14 protein-coding genes are annotated in these 15,035 nt (G+C 64.9%); 6 read left to right on the forward strand and 8 right to left on the reverse strand.

Annotated features, from left to right (window positions below; translation table 11 throughout):
* Positions 1–310: 310 nt before the first annotated feature.
* The 5 genes from C6A77_RS09520 to moaB are packed head-to-tail and all read right to left on the reverse strand — an operon-like array spanning position 311 to position 4,484.
* Complete coding sequence (locus tag C6A77_RS09520) at positions 311–787, reverse strand: SCP2 sterol-binding domain-containing protein (RefSeq protein ID WP_114169234.1); 477 nt, start codon at positions 785–787, stop codon at positions 311–313.
* Complete coding sequence (locus tag C6A77_RS09525; protein WP_114169235.1) at positions 784–1,671, reverse strand: U32 family peptidase; 888 nt, start codon at positions 1,669–1,671, stop codon at positions 784–786. The genes C6A77_RS09520 and C6A77_RS09525 overlap by 4 nt, the downstream gene beginning before the upstream one ends.
* A gap of 7 nt (positions 1,672–1,678) precedes the next feature.
* Entirely contained in the window at positions 1,679–2,674 is a 996-nt protein-coding gene (locus C6A77_RS09530; RefSeq protein WP_114169236.1) for a peptidase U32 family protein, read from the reverse strand.
* Positions 2,675–2,700: 26 nt separating this feature from the next.
* Positions 2,701–3,933 carry a gephyrin-like molybdotransferase Glp gene (gene glp, locus C6A77_RS09535; protein WP_114169237.1) on the reverse strand — a complete coding sequence of 411 codons (1,233 nt, stop codon included), beginning with the start codon at positions 3,931–3,933 and terminating at the stop codon, positions 2,701–2,703.
* Positions 3,930–4,484: a molybdenum cofactor biosynthesis protein B gene (gene moaB / locus C6A77_RS09540; RefSeq protein ID WP_114169238.1), complete on the reverse strand. Its 555-nt coding sequence runs from the start codon at positions 4,482–4,484 to the stop codon at positions 3,930–3,932. The genes glp and moaB overlap by 4 nt, the downstream gene beginning before the upstream one ends.
* Positions 4,485–4,656: 172 nt before the next feature.
* Between moaB and C6A77_RS09545 the strand changes: the two genes are divergently transcribed.
* The gene (locus tag C6A77_RS09545; RefSeq protein ID WP_114169262.1) at positions 4,657–4,863 is read left to right on the forward strand and encodes a DUF3079 domain-containing protein; all 207 of its coding nucleotides are present in this window, start codon (positions 4,657–4,659) and stop codon (positions 4,861–4,863) included.
* A gap of 113 nt (positions 4,864–4,976) precedes the next feature.
* Here the strand turns inward: C6A77_RS09545 and C6A77_RS09550 are convergent, their stop codons facing one another.
* Complete coding sequence (locus C6A77_RS09550) at positions 4,977–6,296, reverse strand: OprD family porin (RefSeq protein ID WP_114169239.1); 1,320 nt, start codon at positions 6,294–6,296, stop codon at positions 4,977–4,979.
* A gap of 495 nt (positions 6,297–6,791) precedes the next feature.
* On the opposite strand from C6A77_RS09550, the gene C6A77_RS09555 reads away from it, so the two are divergent.
* The gene (locus C6A77_RS09555) at positions 6,792–8,831 is read left to right on the forward strand and encodes a TonB-dependent siderophore receptor (protein ID WP_114169240.1); all 2,040 of its coding nucleotides are present in this window, start codon (positions 6,792–6,794) and stop codon (positions 8,829–8,831) included.
* A 132-nt stretch (positions 8,832–8,963) separates the two neighbouring features.
* Here the strand turns inward: C6A77_RS09555 and C6A77_RS25960 are convergent, their stop codons facing one another.
* On the reverse strand, positions 8,964–9,161 hold the full coding sequence (locus C6A77_RS25960; protein ID WP_080563721.1) for a hypothetical protein: 198 nt from the start codon (positions 9,159–9,161) through the stop codon (positions 8,964–8,966).
* 188 nt (positions 9,162–9,349) lie between these two features.
* Positions 9,350–10,456, reverse strand: coding sequence for an agmatine deiminase (aguA, locus tag C6A77_RS09570; protein WP_114169241.1), 1,107 nt, complete (start codon positions 10,454–10,456; stop codon positions 9,350–9,352).
* A 224-nt stretch (positions 10,457–10,680) separates the two neighbouring features.
* Between aguA and rfbC the strand changes: the two genes are divergently transcribed.
* Genes rfbC through C6A77_RS09590 form a run of 4 tightly spaced genes read left to right on the forward strand, consistent with a single transcriptional unit; the run spans position 10,681 to position 14,941 of the window.
* Positions 10,681–11,226 carry a dTDP-4-dehydrorhamnose 3,5-epimerase gene (gene rfbC / locus C6A77_RS09575; RefSeq protein ID WP_114169242.1) on the forward strand — a complete coding sequence of 182 codons (546 nt, stop codon included), beginning with the start codon at positions 10,681–10,683 and terminating at the stop codon, positions 11,224–11,226.
* A 42-nt stretch (positions 11,227–11,268) separates the two neighbouring features.
* Positions 11,269–13,083 carry an ATP-binding protein gene (locus C6A77_RS09580; protein ID WP_114169243.1) on the forward strand — a complete coding sequence of 605 codons (1,815 nt, stop codon included), beginning with the start codon at positions 11,269–11,271 and terminating at the stop codon, positions 13,081–13,083.
* Positions 13,080–14,486, forward strand: a complete 1,407-nt coding sequence (locus C6A77_RS09585; protein WP_114169244.1) for a sigma-54 dependent transcriptional regulator — start codon at positions 13,080–13,082, stop codon at positions 14,484–14,486. The genes C6A77_RS09580 and C6A77_RS09585 overlap by 4 nt, the downstream gene beginning before the upstream one ends.
* The gene (locus C6A77_RS09590) at positions 14,486–14,941 is read left to right on the forward strand and encodes a YiiD C-terminal domain-containing protein (RefSeq protein ID WP_114169245.1); all 456 of its coding nucleotides are present in this window, start codon (positions 14,486–14,488) and stop codon (positions 14,939–14,941) included. The genes C6A77_RS09585 and C6A77_RS09590 overlap by 1 nt, the downstream gene beginning before the upstream one ends.
* Positions 14,942–15,035 lie beyond the last annotated feature (94 nt).

Here is a 15,035-nt window from a genome sequence, read left to right on the forward strand (position 1 = left end):
AGCGGCCGTGGCCGCGAACACCGGCGCAGCCGGTGCCATCCACCGCGTCGCCTGCTTCGCGGGCTTGCCCGCTCCCACAGTAGTAGGCGGTGCAGGTCTCGGCTGACGCTGGACCTGTGGGAGCGGCTTTAGCCGCGAACACCGGCGCAGCCGGTGCCATACACCGCGCCGCCTGCTTCGCGGGTGAACCCGCTCCCACAGTAGTAGACGGCGCAGGCCCGGCTGACGCTGGACCTGTGGGAGCGGCTTTAGCCGCGAACACCGGCGCAGCCGGTGCCATCGCTCCCACAGGTGCTAGCCGACTGCGAGCTCACACCGTACCTGTGCGGCCTTGTGTGCTGGCAGCCTCGCCCAGGCCTTTGACCACCCGCCACACCCTCGGCGGCATCTGTTCCGGGTCCAGGGCATCCAGCAGGTTCTTCACCGCCAGCCCCAACTCGGTATCACCCTCGATCACCAGCCGCCGCCGGAAGAACAGGGTATCCGGGTCTTCCTGCCGGCTGGCCAGCAGCAGAAACTCGCGCCAGTTGCCACGAATGGTCACGTCCACATCCCGCCGCGCGGCAACCCGCAGGCGCCTGCCGTCGCAGGTGATGCACCAGGCCAGCCCCAGGTCGCTGACCTGCAGGCGCAGCCAGTGCCCGCGCAACACGGCAAACGTGCCCTGCGCCAACGGTTCGGCGAACAGCCGTGCCGCCAGCTTCTCGATCAGCATCCGCTGGCAGCCGAAGGGCACGTGCCGCCCCAGCTTGAGCAAGGGCTCGCCATACTCCAGCCACCACTTCATGCCAGTACCTCCCCTATTCGCAACATGCCCGGCCGATCATGCCAGTAGCCGTTGCAGCCAGCGGTCGCGATAGGCGGCGCAGCACCGTCACGGACGGCGTCATAGGCGGCGATGACCGCCTGCATACCTTCGCTGCGCGGGCTCAGGCGCAGAATGTCCACGCCACTGTCGACAATACCGGCATAGTCGCTTAGCAGGTTGCAGGCCTCGCCCGACATCGTCTGGATGCCGTTGAGCACAAACAGGGCCTCGCCTTCCTGGCTCGACATCGGCAGGCCGTCCGCGTACGCCTGGCAACACAACTGGCAGTCGTCCTTCGGCCGGTTCTGCGCGCGGGCGGTAAAACAACGCGCGGAATAGGCCAAAGGCAGGTGACCATAGGCGAACAGCTCCACCTCGGGCCGTGCGATACCCAGGGTGTCGAGCTGCAGCAGGCAATCCCGCAGCAGCCGCCCGGCACACTCCACTGGCGGCACCCAACGCTGCAGCCCGCACGCCATCAACTCCTGCAAGGCGTAGGGGTTGTACAGGTTCAGCGCCGGCCCGGCGACAAACGGCAGACGGCGCTCGGCCAGCATCTGCACCGCGCCCATGTCGTTGGCTTCTACCAGCAGTTCACCGTTCTCGCACAGGCGCTTGAGGCTCGACAGCTCCGAGGCGGCCTCTACCAGCGCCAGCCCCGACAGCACCAGTTCGGCGCCAGTGGCGGCGCGCAACTCGCGGGCCAGGCCAAGCCAGTCGTCCAGCGACAACGCCCGGCGCTTGGCGCACACGGTTTCGCCCAGGTAGATCACATCCAGTGGCTGACCGGCCATCGCTTCATAGAACGCCAGCAGTTTCGCCCGGCTCCAGTAAAAGAGCACCGGCCCAAGACTCAGCTTCATAGGCACCTCACTGCCAGGCACGATGATAGGCACCCAGCGTGGTCTGGCTGCCTTCGGACAAGTTGGCCAGCACCTTCTGCCAACGCGGTTGCAGGGTGAAGCCGTCGCCGTCACGGGCATGGGCGTCGAGCGCTTCTCGCCACACCCGGGTCACCTGCTCGACATAGACCGGGCTGCGTTGCCGGCCTTCGATCTTGACTGCCGCAATGCCCAGTTGCACCAGTTGCGGAATCAGCTCGAGGGTATTCAGGCTGGCAGGCTCTTCCAGCGCATGAAAGCGCTGGCCCTCCACCACGAAACGGCCTTTGCACAAGGTGGGGTAGCCGGCCGGCTCGTGCGGCGCATAGCGGTCGATCAATACCCCACCCAGGCGCGCACTCAGTCCTTCGGCATCCTCGCTCCAGCGGACCGCCTTGGCTGGCGAGCACACCCCGCACAGGTTCGGCGACTCGCCGGTGACATAGGAAGACAAATGACAGCGCCCCTCAGCCATGATGCACAGGCTGCCGAAGGCGAACACTTCCAGTGGCACCTCGCTGCGCTGCGCCACCTGGCGCACCTGGGCCAGCGACAGCACCCTGGGCAATACGGCACGGCGGATGCCGTAGCGCTGCTGATAGAACATCAGTGCCGCAGGGTTGGTGGCAGAGCCCTGCACCGAAAGGTGCAGGTTGAGCGCCGGATGACGTCGGCTGGCGTAGGCCAGCACACCCGGGTCGGCGGCGATCAGCGCATCTACGCCGAGGTCTGCGGCCTGGTCCACGGCGCGCTGCCAGCGTGACCAGCCCTGGGCCTGGCCGTAGGTGTTCACGGCCACGTAGAGTTGCCGGCCTTTCTCGCGGATCAGCGCCAGGCCAATTTCCAGTTGCCGCTCATCCAGGTTCAGGCCGGTGAAGTGGCGCGCGTTGGTGTCATCGCGGAAACCCACGTAGATCGCGTCGGCCCCCTGCTGCAGGGCAGCCTTGAGGGCGGGCAGGCTGCCCGCCGGACATACCAGGTGCATGATGCTCCCTCTCGTAGCGCGGCGGCTCAGGCCGCCAGGGTGTCGAAACTGATGAAGTCGACGGTCTCGCCGACGCGCAACGTGCGATGTGCCTCGATCACCGCCAGGCCTTCGGCGCTGCACATGCCGCTGAGCATTGCCGAGCCTTGCCAGGCATGCGGAATCACGCGCAAGCCAGCCGGTGTCGAAGTCAGCCAGGCGCGCAGGTATTGGCGGCGCAGACTGGAGCGGGGCCAATCGAACCCGGCCATGACCGGCATGGCGCGGGGCAGCACCTCGCGGCGGCCCTGGGCCCGCAACAGGAACGGCCTGGCCACCACCTGCAGGCACAACAGTGCGGCGACAGGGTTGCCCGGCAGGCCCAGCCACGGGGTGTTGCCGATGCGGCCGAAGGCAAACGGCTTGCCCGGCTGAATGGCCAGGCGCCACAGGCGCAGCTCACCCAGCGCCTGTACGGCATGCTTGAGGTGGTCTTCTTCGCCCACCGAGACGCCACCAGAGGTAATGATCACGTCCCAGTCAGTGGCGGCCTTGCCCAGCGCTTCGCGGCAGGCACGCGCATCGTCCGGCAGCCGCCCGAGGTCGCCGACCTCCAGCTGCCAGCCACGCAACGCCGCCGCCAGGCTATGGCTGTTGGCGTCATAGATCTGCCCGGGGCGCAGCGCATCACCTGGTGCGCACAGTTCATCACCGGTGCTCAGCAAGCCCACGCGCAATGGCCGGTACACCGCGACAGAGGCGATGCCCTGGCTGGCCAGCAGCCCCAGCTCGGCAGCACGCAGCCGTTGCCCGGCCTCGAGCAGGCGAGCGCCCTGACGGAATTCTTCGCCGCAACGGCGCACGTGGTCGCCTGGCCAGCAGGCCGGTAGCCACACGCCGTCATCCATCAGCCTGGCCTGCTCTTGCGGGACCACGCTATCGGCGCCGGCGGGCAGCGGCGCGCCGGTGAAAATACGCACCGCATGGCCCGCCGGCAGCGCTTCAAGCGCCGCATCGCCTGCAGCGATACGCCCGGCCAGTGGCAGCAGGCCGCCCTCGGCAGGCAGCTCGGCAGCGCGCAGGGCGTAGCCATCCATCGCGCTGTTGTCCCAGGCCGGGCCCGGGCGCGGGGCGCGAATATCGTCGGCGAGGATCATGCCCAGCGCCATGTCCAGCGCCACGCGCTCCACCGCCGGCGGCCGTGGGGCCTGCTCCAGCAGTTCGGCGATGGCCTGGTCGACCGGGCGCAGGTTGTCATGCCCACACGCGCAATCATTCATGAGCGGCTCCCGCAGGCGGTCCTGGGTTGTTCGGGTAACAGCTTCAGGTGCGGGACGAAGTTGCACGGCCTGGTTCGGCAGTCGAGCTGCTTGCGCAAAATCTCGTGCCAGCCGGTGCGGCAGGCACCCGGCGAGCCCGGCAGGCAACACACCAGTGTGCCGTTGCTCAGCCCGGCCAGAGCGCGAGACTGCAGGGTCGAGGTACCGATTTCCTCCAGCGAGATCTGCCGGAACAATTCGCCGAAACCTTCCACGGTCTTGTCGAGCAACGGCTCGACGGCCTGGGGGGTATTGTCGCGCGGGGTAAAACCGGTACCACCGGTCAGCAGCACCACCTGCACCATCGGATCGGCCACCCAGGCGCAAACCCGCGCGCGGATCTGCCAGATATCGTCGGGCACCAGGGCCCGGTCCTGCAGGACATGGCCAGCCTCCTGCAGGCCATCGACCAAGGTCTGCCCTGAGCCATCGGTGGCCAGGGTGCGGGTGTCACTGATGGTCAGCACGGCGATGCGCAGTGCCTGGAACGCGCTGAGTGCAAGGTGAGCCATGACGGCGCCCTCATCGGAATGTCAGCGCGCAGCCTGGGCCTGACACAGCGCCACGCCCATTCCTCGAAGGAGGTACCACCCGGGGTAGATGCAGCAATGCTTGATTTCGATCAACCTTGGGCCAGGCATGAGACGTACGCTCAGGGCAGGCACCCCCAGAGGGAAGCACACCATGGCGAAGAAATTTCCTGTAAACCCCAGCCACCCCGAACGCATCTGTTGGGGGTGCGACCTGTACTGCCCGGCGAAGGCGCTGGCCTGTGGCAATGGCGCGAGCCGGACCATGCACCCGGCGGAACTGTTTGGCGAGGATTGGGACAGTTTCGAGGACCGGCTGGAGAAGCCGCTCGACCAGGAGCAAGAGGCAGGGCCCAAGTGAAAGGGCCGGCCCCCACAGGTACCTGACCAGGCCTGAAGCCTGCCGGGTACCTGTGAGCGCCGCCTTGTGTCGCGATGGGCTGCAAAGCAGCCCCTTATGCGATCAGATCAGGATCAGAAGATGCTGATCGGGTATTCGACGAATACGCGGACTTCGTTGCCGTCGTCGTTGTAACCGTTCTGCTGCACGGCGTTGTTGGTACGCACGAACGAGCTACGCAGCTTGATCGACAGGTCCTTGGCCGGGCCGTCCTGCACCACGTAACGGATCTGGTTGAAGATTTCGCGCTCTTTACCTTCACCGAAGCCCTGCGGGTTGGCGACGTTGCGGGTGTTGATGTTGTCACCCACCACGTAGGCCAGCTTGTAGGTCAGGCCCGGAATGCCGTAGGCACCGAAGTCCAGGCCGTAGCCCAGCTGCCAGGAGCGCTCGTCTTCGGCGTTGAAGTCGGACCAGTACGAGTTGGCCAGGTAGATGGTCGAGCCACCGTCACCCACGCCACCGGCGTTCTGGTACCAGCCGTAGTTGTAGCCGGTGCTGCCAGTGCTGCGCTGGTGTGCGATGGTGAACGAGTGCGCACCGTAGGCGTAGGTAGCTGCCAGGCTCCAGATGGTGTTGGAGTCGCCGTTGAGTTCGGCGCTCTTGACGAACTTGTTGTCGATGTCCGACTTGTAGCCGTTGAAGTCCAGGGTCAGGGACTGGTCGCTGGCGATCGGGAAGACGTAGTTCAGGCCCAGGTAGTGCTTCTTCATCACATCTTCGTTGTCGGCGGTGTACAGCGAAGCGGTGAAGTTGTCGGTGAACTTGTAGCTACCACCGAAGACGTTGATCGACTTCAGGCCACCACCGTCACGGCGTTCGGCGCTCTTGCGCGCTTCCTGGGTGAAGCGGCCGGCGTTCAGCTCCAGGCCCTGGATTTCCTTGGAGGTGATCAGGGTACCGGTGAAGCTTTCTGGCAGCAGACGGGCGTCGTCGTACTGCAGCACTGGCAGAGCCGGCATCTGGTCACCGTACTTGAGCACGGTGTTGGAGATGCGGAATTTCACTGCAGCGCCACCACGGGCCAAGTTGTGCGGCGAGTTGGCGTTGCCGTTCTGGTCCTTGAAGTCCGAAGGCTTGAAGAAGTCGACACCGGCGCCACCGTTGTGGCCCTTGCCGCCGTCCAGACGCACGGCGTACAGGCCGAATGCGTCGACACCGACACCGACGGTGCCCTGGGTGAAACCGGAGGAGAAGTTGGCGATGACGCCCTGGCCCCATTCGATCTGGTCGTCGGTGCCGTGTTTCTTGTCGCGGTTGATGTAAGCGTTGCGCAGCAGGACGTTGGCGTGGCTGTCCTCGATGAAGCCTTTGCTGTCGGCCTGATCATTGGCCTGTGCCTGGGTCGCGGCGATCATCGCCAGGGCGACCAGGCTGATCCTGGTTTTCAACATTTTGTTTTCCTTATTTCTTAATCAAGAACGCTCTGCAATATGACGCCAGGAACCAACGCCCCTTCGTAGGTTCGACGCTATGCGGATCCAGACTGACGGGCCGGCCGGTAGTGACACGGCGGCCTCTGGCAGCAGCATGGCCATGAACATGGCCAGCAGGCGTTGGCCCGAATCCTAGCCGTGTGCGATTACAAATGTCAAAAAGTCGTGAAATGCAGGTTGATATAACCAAAATAGGCGACCGCCCCAGTGCATTTTCATAAGCGTTAGCGCTATCGGCAGGCAATTTAACTTGTGTAGGAAATTGCTTCCTGATCAAACGGATAATTTTCCGGTGAGCCGCGCAAGGCTACTTCCGGCGAGGGACGCGAGGCGTAAAATTTTTTACAAACAGATACATATGTAAGGACAAGCCTTTACAAATAGCCATGCAATAGCAAATAGCAAGCATTACCATCCGCACCTCTTTTTCACTTGCTCGCTCCGGATGTGCCCATGCTTGTACCCTGCCGTCTCTCACCCCTGACCCTCGGCCTGTCGCTGCTGTGCAGCGCCGGCCTAGCCAGTGCCGCCACCACCACCCTGCCGGAACTGTCGGTCACCGCCGACAGCGAGCGCGACCAGGACAACCCGCAGGTCAAGGAGGTCAGCACGGCGACCCGCACCTCCACGCCGGTGCGCTATGTGCCGCAGGCCATCGACACGGTGAAAACCGCCAACGTGCTGGATTACGGCAGCAATACCCTGGGCAAGGCGCTGGAAGGCATCCCCAACGTCAGCAGTGGCGCCGACACCCGCTTCGACAGCGTGCGTATCCGCGGCTTCGAGGCCAGCAACGATTTCTACCTCGACGGCATTCGCGACGACAGCCAGTACATCCGCGACCTGCACAACATCGAGCGGGTCGAAGTGCTCAAGGGGCCGGCCGCGGTGCTGTATGGCCGTGGCAGCCAGGGCGGTATCGTCAACCGGGTGAGCAAGGCGCCGGAGCCCGGCCGCCGCTCGACCCTCGAGGCACAAGCCGGCAGCGAAGACCTGCGCAGCCTGTATGCCGACCTCAGCGCCGACCCCAGCGACAGCGTCAGCCTGCGCCTGAACATGGGCAACCAGGACAACAACAGTTTCCGCGACGGCGTCCATGGCAGCCGCCAGCTGTTCGCCCCGTCGTTCAGCTGGCAGCTCAACCCCGACCTGAATTGGCTGGTGCAATACGAATACAGCCGCTACAACCGCACCCCGGACCGCGGCATCCCCGGGGCCAACGGCCGCCCGGCCGATGTCGGCCGCAGCACCACCTACGGGGCACCGCGCGACTACATCGACGATCACGCCCAGTCGCTGCGCTCGCGCCTGAACTACCAGCTGAACGAAACCTGGCAACTGCGCCATACCCTGGGCCTGTTCAAGCTCGACAGCGAGTTCGACAACACCTATGTCACCCAGTACAACGCCAGCACCGACACGCTCACCCGACAGCGCTGGCAGCAGGACCTGAACACCCGCAACCTGAGCAACAACCTGGAAGCCGAGGGCGACTTCGACACCCTGGGCCTGGAGCACAAGCTGTTGCTGGGCCTGGAGATAGCCAACCAGAAGCGTGACCCGGTGCTGTACAAGGCGGCTGATCAGCAACTCGACGGCAAGCTGGCGCTATGGAGTGACAACCACACCGTGGTCGATAGCCGCGGCCTTTACCTGCAGGACCAGATTCGCCTGAACGATCAGTGGCAGGTGCTTGCCGGCGTACGCTTCGACCAGTTCGATGTGCAGACCACCGACAAGGATGGCCGCCGCGAAGCAAAGGACAGCACCAGCACCAGCCCACGCCTGGGCGTGGTCTACACACCGTGGCGCGACCATTCGTTCTATGCCTCGTGGAGCAAGACCTTCTCGCCGGTTGGCGGCGGTTTGATCGGCATCACCCCGCAGGCGAAGGGCAATACCAACGACACCAAGCCAGAAGAAACCCGGCAGAAAGAAATCGGCGTGAAGAGCGACTGGCTCGACCAGCGCCTGACCACCACCCTGGCCATCTACGAGCTGGAGCTTTACAACCGCCGCACCCGCGACCCGCAGGTGCCGGACAACATCCTGCTCAGCGGCCTACAGCGTTCGCGCGGTATCGAGCTGACCGCCACCGGCAATATCACCGGCAACTGGTATGTGCGCGGCGGCATCGGCCTGCAGGATGCGATCATCGTCAAGGACACCAACGGCCAGGAAGGCAACCGCATCAATGACGTGGCCAAGCGTAACGCCAGCCTGTTCGTGACCTGGAAACCGCAACTGGGCTGGTACGCCGAGACCGGCCTGACGCTGGTGGGCGAGCGCTATGCCGATAACCAGAACACCACGGTGTTACCGGGCTATGGCCGTTGGGATGCGTTGGCGGGGTACCGCACGCATGACTGGGATGTACGCGCGGCGTTGAGCAACATTGCCGACAAGACTTACTACAGCGCGGCGACCAGTGCGGCGCAGATCCAGGTGGGTGACCCGCGCAGCCTGGTGGTGACGGGCAGTTACAGTTTCTGATCTCCAGCGCCTGTACCGGCCTCTTCGCGGCTAAAGCCGCTCCCACAGGTACTCCACCGGATTCAAGACATGTGGCGCCCCTGTGGGAGCGGCTTTAGCCGCGAAAGGGCCGGTACAGGTTCAAACAATCGATCAGTGCCAAACCGCCATCAGCGCCTGCATTTCTGCTTCGCTGATCAGCCCTTGGGGGTATCGTCCGGCAAGCAGACGTCGTGGGTCGGTCGTCCTGACCCTGATGCTTCCATGGTGTTTCAACCACTTCGCCACAAGCCTGAGCGATTGGTGATTCACTGCCGATGGGCGCAAAGCCGACTCACTTGCTGCGTTCATTTCTACACGTACTCCCTGGCCCGTGAGCGGCTCAATCTACGGAAATATTGTTACAGCTCCGAGAGCGCGGCATGGCCGGGCTATCTGTCTGAAAAACAATACAAAACGTATGCCAGCACTGGCCTGCGGACGGCCTCGCAGGCAAAAAAAAGCCCGTCATGAGACGGGCCTTTTCCTTCAGCGTGCGCTCAACGCCTGACCGGCGCCGGCTGCTGCTGGGTCAGGCAGTGGATGTTGCCACCGCCCAACAACAGCTCACGGCCAGGGATCATCACCACTTCGTGGTCGGGGAAGATCTTCGCCAGGATCGCTCTGGCCTCAGCATCTGCCGGGTCGTCGAAGCTTGGCGCGATGATGCCGCCGTTGACGATCAGGAAGTTGACGTACGAGCCGGCCAGGCGCACCGACGGGTCACGTTCCTGGCTGCCGGCCACTTGGTCGACACCGGCACACTCCTCGGCGGTGGCAAACAACGGGCCCGGGATCGGCATCTTGTGCACGATGAACTCACGGCCCTTGGCGTCGCGGGTGTTCTGCAACACCTCCATGGCGGCATGGCAGCGAGCATAGTTGGGGTCGTTGGAATCATCGGTCCAGGCCAGTAACACTTCGCCCGGGCGCACGTAACAGCAGAAGTTGTCGACGTGGCCGTCGGTCTCGTCGTTGTACAGGCCATCCGGCAGCCAGACCACGGTGTCCACCGCCAGGTGGTCGCGCAGCAGCGCTTCGATCTGCTCGCGGCTCAGGTGCGGGTTGCGGTTGCGGTTGAGCAGGCATTCCTCGGTGGTGATCACGGTGCCTTCGCCGTCCACGTGGATCGAGCCACCCTCGAGCACGAAACCTTCGGTGTGGTAGCGCTGGCAGCGCTCCATTTCCAGCACTTTGGTCGCCAGTTCCTCGTCGCGGTTCCAGGGTGCGTACAGGCCACCATCGAAGCCGCCCCAGGCGTTGAAGCCCCAGTCTACGCCGCGCACTTCACCCTGGTCGTTGATGACGAAGGTCGGCCCGGTGTCGCGTACCCAGGCGTCGTCGCTGCTGATCTCGACCACACGGATGTTCGGCTGGTCGAGTTGGCGACGGGCGTTTTCGTACTGGCCGGCGGAAACCGCCACGGTGACCGGCTCGAAACGGGCAATGGCCTTGGCCAGGGTCACATGGGCAGCCTGCGCCGGCTTGCCGCCCAGGCGCCAGTTGTCCGGGCGCTCGGGCCAGACCATCCACACCTGGGTTTGCGGGGCCCACTCGGCGGGCATGTGGAAACCATCGGCACGGGGAGTGGAATTGAGGGTTTTCATGGTTGACCTCTGTGATGGCCCTGAGCCGGACTGGGCTGGGGCGTTTGCCAATTTATAACCGATATATATCGATATTTGAAGCCCGACTATCCAGAACGCCGTCGAGACAAGGCACACTTAAACCGATAACAATCGGCAATCAACCGGCTTTCGGGGCGCAAGGCGGAAAAAAACGCGCAGACCGGCTAGGGTCAATACTTGGGTAAACGGGCCAGCGAGCCGCCATGAATATCATCCCTACCGCAATCCCTGAAGTACTGATCATCGAACCGAAGGTTTTCGGCGACAGCCGTGGGTTTTTCTTCGAGGCATTCAACGCCCGTGAGTTCGCCCGGCAAACCGGCATGAAGGTGGAGTTCGTCCAGGACAACCATTCGCGCTCCATCAGGGGTGTACTGCGCGGGCTGCACTATCAGGTGGCAAACACCCAGGGCAAGCTGGTGCGCGTGGTGCAGGGGGAAATCCGCGACATCGCCGTGGACGTGCGCAAAAGCTCGCCGACCTTCGGCCAATGGGTCGCCGTGCAGCTGTCGGCCGACAACCACCGCCAGCTGTGGATTCCACCCGGCTTCGCCCATGGTTTTGCGGTGATGAGCGAGTCGGCGGAGTTCCTCTACAAGACCACCGACTACTACAACCCGGGCGCCGACCGCTGCATCCGCTGGGACGACCCGACCCTGGCCATCGACTGGCAGCTGCAGCAGCCACCGGTGCTGTCGGACAAGGACAAGCTCGGCGTGCCGCTGGCAGAGGCGGAACTGCTGCCCTAACTAGCGCATAATTGCGTCAGACTTTTCTGGCGCCTTTACGTGATGATTGCAAAACCCACGCCCCCACGCCGTCCCCGCTGGCGCAGCCTGGCCCTGCTGGCCCTGTGCCTGGCGCCGTTACTCTGGCCCTTGCACCACCTGGCCGAACGCTACTACCAGGAAGAACTGGCCTCGCAAAACCGCCAGACCCTCGACCTGTACGTCGCCAACCTGCTCGGCACCCTGCACCGCTACGAGACCCTGCCGCAGATCCTCGGCGACTTGCCGGCACTGCGTGGCGTGCTTGCCGACCCCTTGCGCCTGGAAGCGGTCACCAACGCCAACCGCCTGCTGAAGGACATCGTGCAGAAGACCGGCGCCGAGGTGATGTACCTGATGGACGTCAGCGGCAACACCCTGGCGGCGTCCAACTGGGACAAGCGCGATAGCTTCGTCGGCCGCAACTTCGCCTTCCGCCCGTACTTCAACGAAGCCATGGCCGGGCGCCTGGGGCGCTTCTTCGGCCAAGGCACCACATCGGCCAAGCGCGGCTACTTCTTTGCCGCCGCCGTACGTGACCGCGAGCGCATCGTTGGCGTACTGGTGGTCAAGGTCGATCTCGACCACACCGAAACCCTGTGGGGCCGCACCCCCGAGCAGCTGTTGCTGACCGACCACAATGGCGTGGTCATCCTCACCTCGCGGCCCGACTGGCGCTTCCGCGCGACCCGCGCCCTGACCGAGGCCGAGCGCCAGGCCATCATCGCCATCCAGCCCTACCCGACCCAGGCGCCACAACCGCTGGTGCTCAACCAGGACGCCTGGATCTCGCAAACCCGCGACATCAAGGAAACCGGCTGGCAAGTCAGCATCCTCGCCCCGCGCATGCTGGTCGATCGCTCGGTGCAAACGGTCATGGCCATCGGCGCGGGCACCTTGCTGGTGCTGATGCTGCTGGCCGGGCTGGTGATGCAGCGCCGCCGCCACTACATCGACCGCATCGACTTCGAGGCCCGTGGCCGCCAGGAACTGGAAAACCGCGTGGCCGAGCGCACCGCCGACCTCGAAGGCCTGAATACCCGGCTGAAAAGCGCCGTGCTGGAGCGCGAGAACGCCCAGCAGGAGGCCGTGCGCGCCCAGGACGAGCTGGTGCAGGCCGGCAAGCTGTCGGTGCTCGGCACCATGTCGGCCAGCATCAGCCACGAGCTCAACCAGCCGCTGGCGGCCATCCGCAGCTATGCGGAAAATGCCGAGATCCTGCTCGATCACCAGCGCACCGAAGACGCCCGCGGCAACCTCAAGCTGATTGGCGAGCTGACCGGGCGCATGGCCTCGATCATCGCGCACCTGCGCGCCTTTGCCCGCCGTGACCGGCATGCACCGGAAAGCGTGGCCCTGCAGCCGGCCCTGGACGACGCCCTGGCGCTGCTGGCCAAGCGCCGCCGGGCGATGGCCGTGGAGCTTATCCGCGACCTGCCGGAAGCCACCCTGTGGGTCCAGGCCGGCGAGACCCGCCTGCGCCAGGTGCTCGGCAACCTGCTGGCCAACGCCCTCGATGCCCTGACCGAAAAGGCCAACCCGCGCCGCCTGTGGCTAAGTGCCGAACAACGCGATGGCTGCGTCTATCTGTACATTCGCGACAACGGGCCGGGCTTCAGCCGCCAGGCCCTGGAACACGCCAAGGAGCCATTCTTCACCACCAAGACCCGCACCCAGGGCCTTGGCCTGGGTCTGGCCATCTGCGAAAGCCTGATGCGTGCCCTGGGCGGTGAGCTGCTGCTGGCCAACCACCCCGAAGGTGGCGCACTGCTCACCCTGCAGCTGCGCGTGGCCGCGCCTGGCGCTACATTGCCCAATTCGGAGGACCCCTCGGCATGACCAGCGAGACAACGATCGACAGCCGAGCCCAGGTCATTCTGGTCGACGACGACCCGCACCTGCGCCAGGCCCTGAGCCAGACCCTCGACCTGGCCGGGCTCAAGGTGGTCGCCCTGGCCGATGCCCAAGGCCTCGCCGATCGCATCGAAGCCGACTGGCCCGGGGTGGTGGTCAGCGACATCCGCATGCCGGGCATCGATGGCCTGCAACTGCTGGAACAGCTGCACAACCGCGACAACGAGCTACCGGTGCTGCTGATCACCGGCCACGGCGATGTGCCGCTGGCCGTGCAGGCAATGCGCGCCGGGGCCTATGATTTTCTGGAAAAGCCGTTTGCCAGCGACGCCCTGCTCGACAGCGTACGCCGCGCCCTGGCCCTGCGCCGCCTGGTGCTGGACAACCGCAGCCTGCGCCTGGCCCTGAGCGACCGCCAGCAACTGGCGACCCGCCTGGTCGGCCAGTCAGCGTCCATGCAGCGCCTGCGCGAACAGATCGGCGCGCTGGCCGCGACCCGCGCCGATGTCCTGATTCTGGGTGAGACCGGCGCCGGCAAAGAGGTGGTAGCCCGCGCCCTGCACGACCTGTCCAGCCGCCGCGACGGCCCGTTCGTGGCGATCAATGCCGGCGCGCTGGCCGAGTCGGTGGTCGAAAGCGAGCTGTTCGGCCATGAGCCCGGCGCGTTCACCGGTGCGCAGAAGCGCCGTATCGGCAAGTTCGAGTTCGCCAATGGCGGCACGCTGTTTCTCGACGAAATCGAGAGCATGAGCCTGGATGTGCAGGTAAAACTGCTGCGCATGCTGCAGGAGCGGGTGGTCGAACGCCTGGGTGGCAACCAGCTTATCCCGCTGGACATCCGCATCATTGCCGCGACCAAGGAAGACCTGCGCCAGTCCGCCGACCAGGGGCGTTTTCGCGCCGACCTGTATTACCGCCTGAACGTGGCGCCGCTGCGTATTCCACCGTTGCGCGAGCGCGGCGATGACATTCTGGTGCTGTTCCAGCACTTTGCCGATGCTGCCAGCCAGCGCCATGGCCTGCCGGCGCACACCCTGCAACCGGCTCAGCGCGCCACGCTGCTGCGCCATGACTGGCCAGGTAACGTACGCGAGCTGCAGAACGCCGCCGAGCGCTTCGCCCTTGGCCTGGAACTGGCGCTGGACGGCCAGCCCCAGGCAACCGCGGCGGCTGCCTTGCCAGTGCCGAATGGCAACCTCAGCGAGCAGGTCGAGCAGTTCGAACGCTCGCTGATCGCTGCCGAACTGGCCCAGCCGCACAATTCCATGCGCAGCCTGGCCGAGGCGCTGGGTATTCCGCGCAAGACCCTGCACGACAAGCTGCGCAAGCACGGCTTGAGCTTCGACGGCGGCAGCGGCGGGCATGACGATCAAGAGGACAACCGTTGATGAGTAACGACAGCCAGTACCTGCAAACCGTACTGCATGGCGACATCCCCCTGACCCGCGAAATGGGTCTGGAAGTGCTCGACTGGCAGCAGCATACCCTGCGCCTGCAACTGCCACTGGCGGCCAACGTCAACCACAAGAGCACCATGTTCGGTGGCAGCCTGTACTGCGCCGCGGTACTGGTGGGATGGGGCTGGCTGCACCTGCGCCTGCGTGAAGCCGGGATCGATGACGGGCATATCGTGATCCAGGAGGGGCAGATCAGTTATCCGTTGCCGGTGACCGGCGCGGCGGTGGCACGCTGTGCGGCGCCGGACGAGAAGACCTGGGAGCGCTTCGTGACCCTGTACCAGCGCCGCGGGCGGGCGCGACTGACGCTGGAGACCACGGTGAGCAATGCCGGGAGTGACGAGCCGGCGGTTACCTTCAGCGGGCAGTACGTGCTGCACCGCTGACGTGGAGCCTGATGCTGTCGGGTCTGCTGCGCAGCCCATCGCCGGCCAGCCAGCTCCCACAGGGGCAGCGCCATGCTGACGCTTTGCGCAGTAC

This window comes from Pseudomonas sp. AFG_SD02_1510_Pfu_092 (assembly GCF_003331055.1).
In the GTDB taxonomy this organism is placed as follows: Bacteria; Pseudomonadota; Gammaproteobacteria; order Pseudomonadales; family Pseudomonadaceae; genus Aquipseudomonas.

What these genes read in the sequence shown, in the direction of transcription:
- C6A77_RS09520 (WP_114169234.1), bottom strand. Translation starts at nt 787, where the DNA reads ATGAAGTGGTGGCTGGAGTATGGCGAGCCCTTGCTCAAGCTGGGGCGG.
- C6A77_RS09525 (WP_114169235.1), bottom strand. Translation starts at nt 1,671, where the DNA reads ATGAAGCTGAGTCTTGGGCCGGTGCTCTTTTACTGGAGCCGGGCGAAA.
- C6A77_RS09530 (WP_114169236.1), bottom strand. Translation starts at nt 2,674, where the DNA reads ATGCACCTGGTATGTCCGGCGGGCAGCCTGCCCGCCCTCAAGGCTGCC.
- glp (WP_114169237.1), bottom strand. Translation starts at nt 3,933, where the DNA reads ATGAATGATTGCGCGTGTGGGCATGACAACCTGCGCCCGGTCGACCAG.
- moaB (WP_114169238.1), bottom strand. Translation starts at nt 4,484, where the DNA reads ATGGCTCACCTTGCACTCAGCGCGTTCCAGGCACTGCGCATCGCCGTG.
- C6A77_RS09545 (WP_114169262.1), top strand. Translation starts at nt 4,657, where the DNA reads ATGGCGAAGAAATTTCCTGTAAACCCCAGCCACCCCGAACGCATCTGT.
- C6A77_RS09550 (WP_114169239.1), bottom strand. Translation starts at nt 6,296, where the DNA reads ATGTTGAAAACCAGGATCAGCCTGGTCGCCCTGGCGATGATCGCCGCG.
- C6A77_RS09555 (WP_114169240.1), top strand. Translation starts at nt 6,792, where the DNA reads ATGCTTGTACCCTGCCGTCTCTCACCCCTGACCCTCGGCCTGTCGCTG.
- C6A77_RS25960 (WP_080563721.1), bottom strand. Translation starts at nt 9,161, where the DNA reads ATGAACGCAGCAAGTGAGTCGGCTTTGCGCCCATCGGCAGTGAATCAC.
- aguA (WP_114169241.1), bottom strand. Translation starts at nt 10,456, where the DNA reads ATGAAAACCCTCAATTCCACTCCCCGTGCCGATGGTTTCCACATGCCC.
- rfbC (WP_114169242.1), top strand. Translation starts at nt 10,681, where the DNA reads ATGAATATCATCCCTACCGCAATCCCTGAAGTACTGATCATCGAACCG.
- C6A77_RS09580 (WP_114169243.1), top strand. Translation starts at nt 11,269, where the DNA reads ATGATTGCAAAACCCACGCCCCCACGCCGTCCCCGCTGGCGCAGCCTG.
- C6A77_RS09585 (WP_114169244.1), top strand. Translation starts at nt 13,080, where the DNA reads ATGACCAGCGAGACAACGATCGACAGCCGAGCCCAGGTCATTCTGGTC.
- C6A77_RS09590 (WP_114169245.1), top strand. Translation starts at nt 14,486, where the DNA reads ATGAGTAACGACAGCCAGTACCTGCAAACCGTACTGCATGGCGACATC.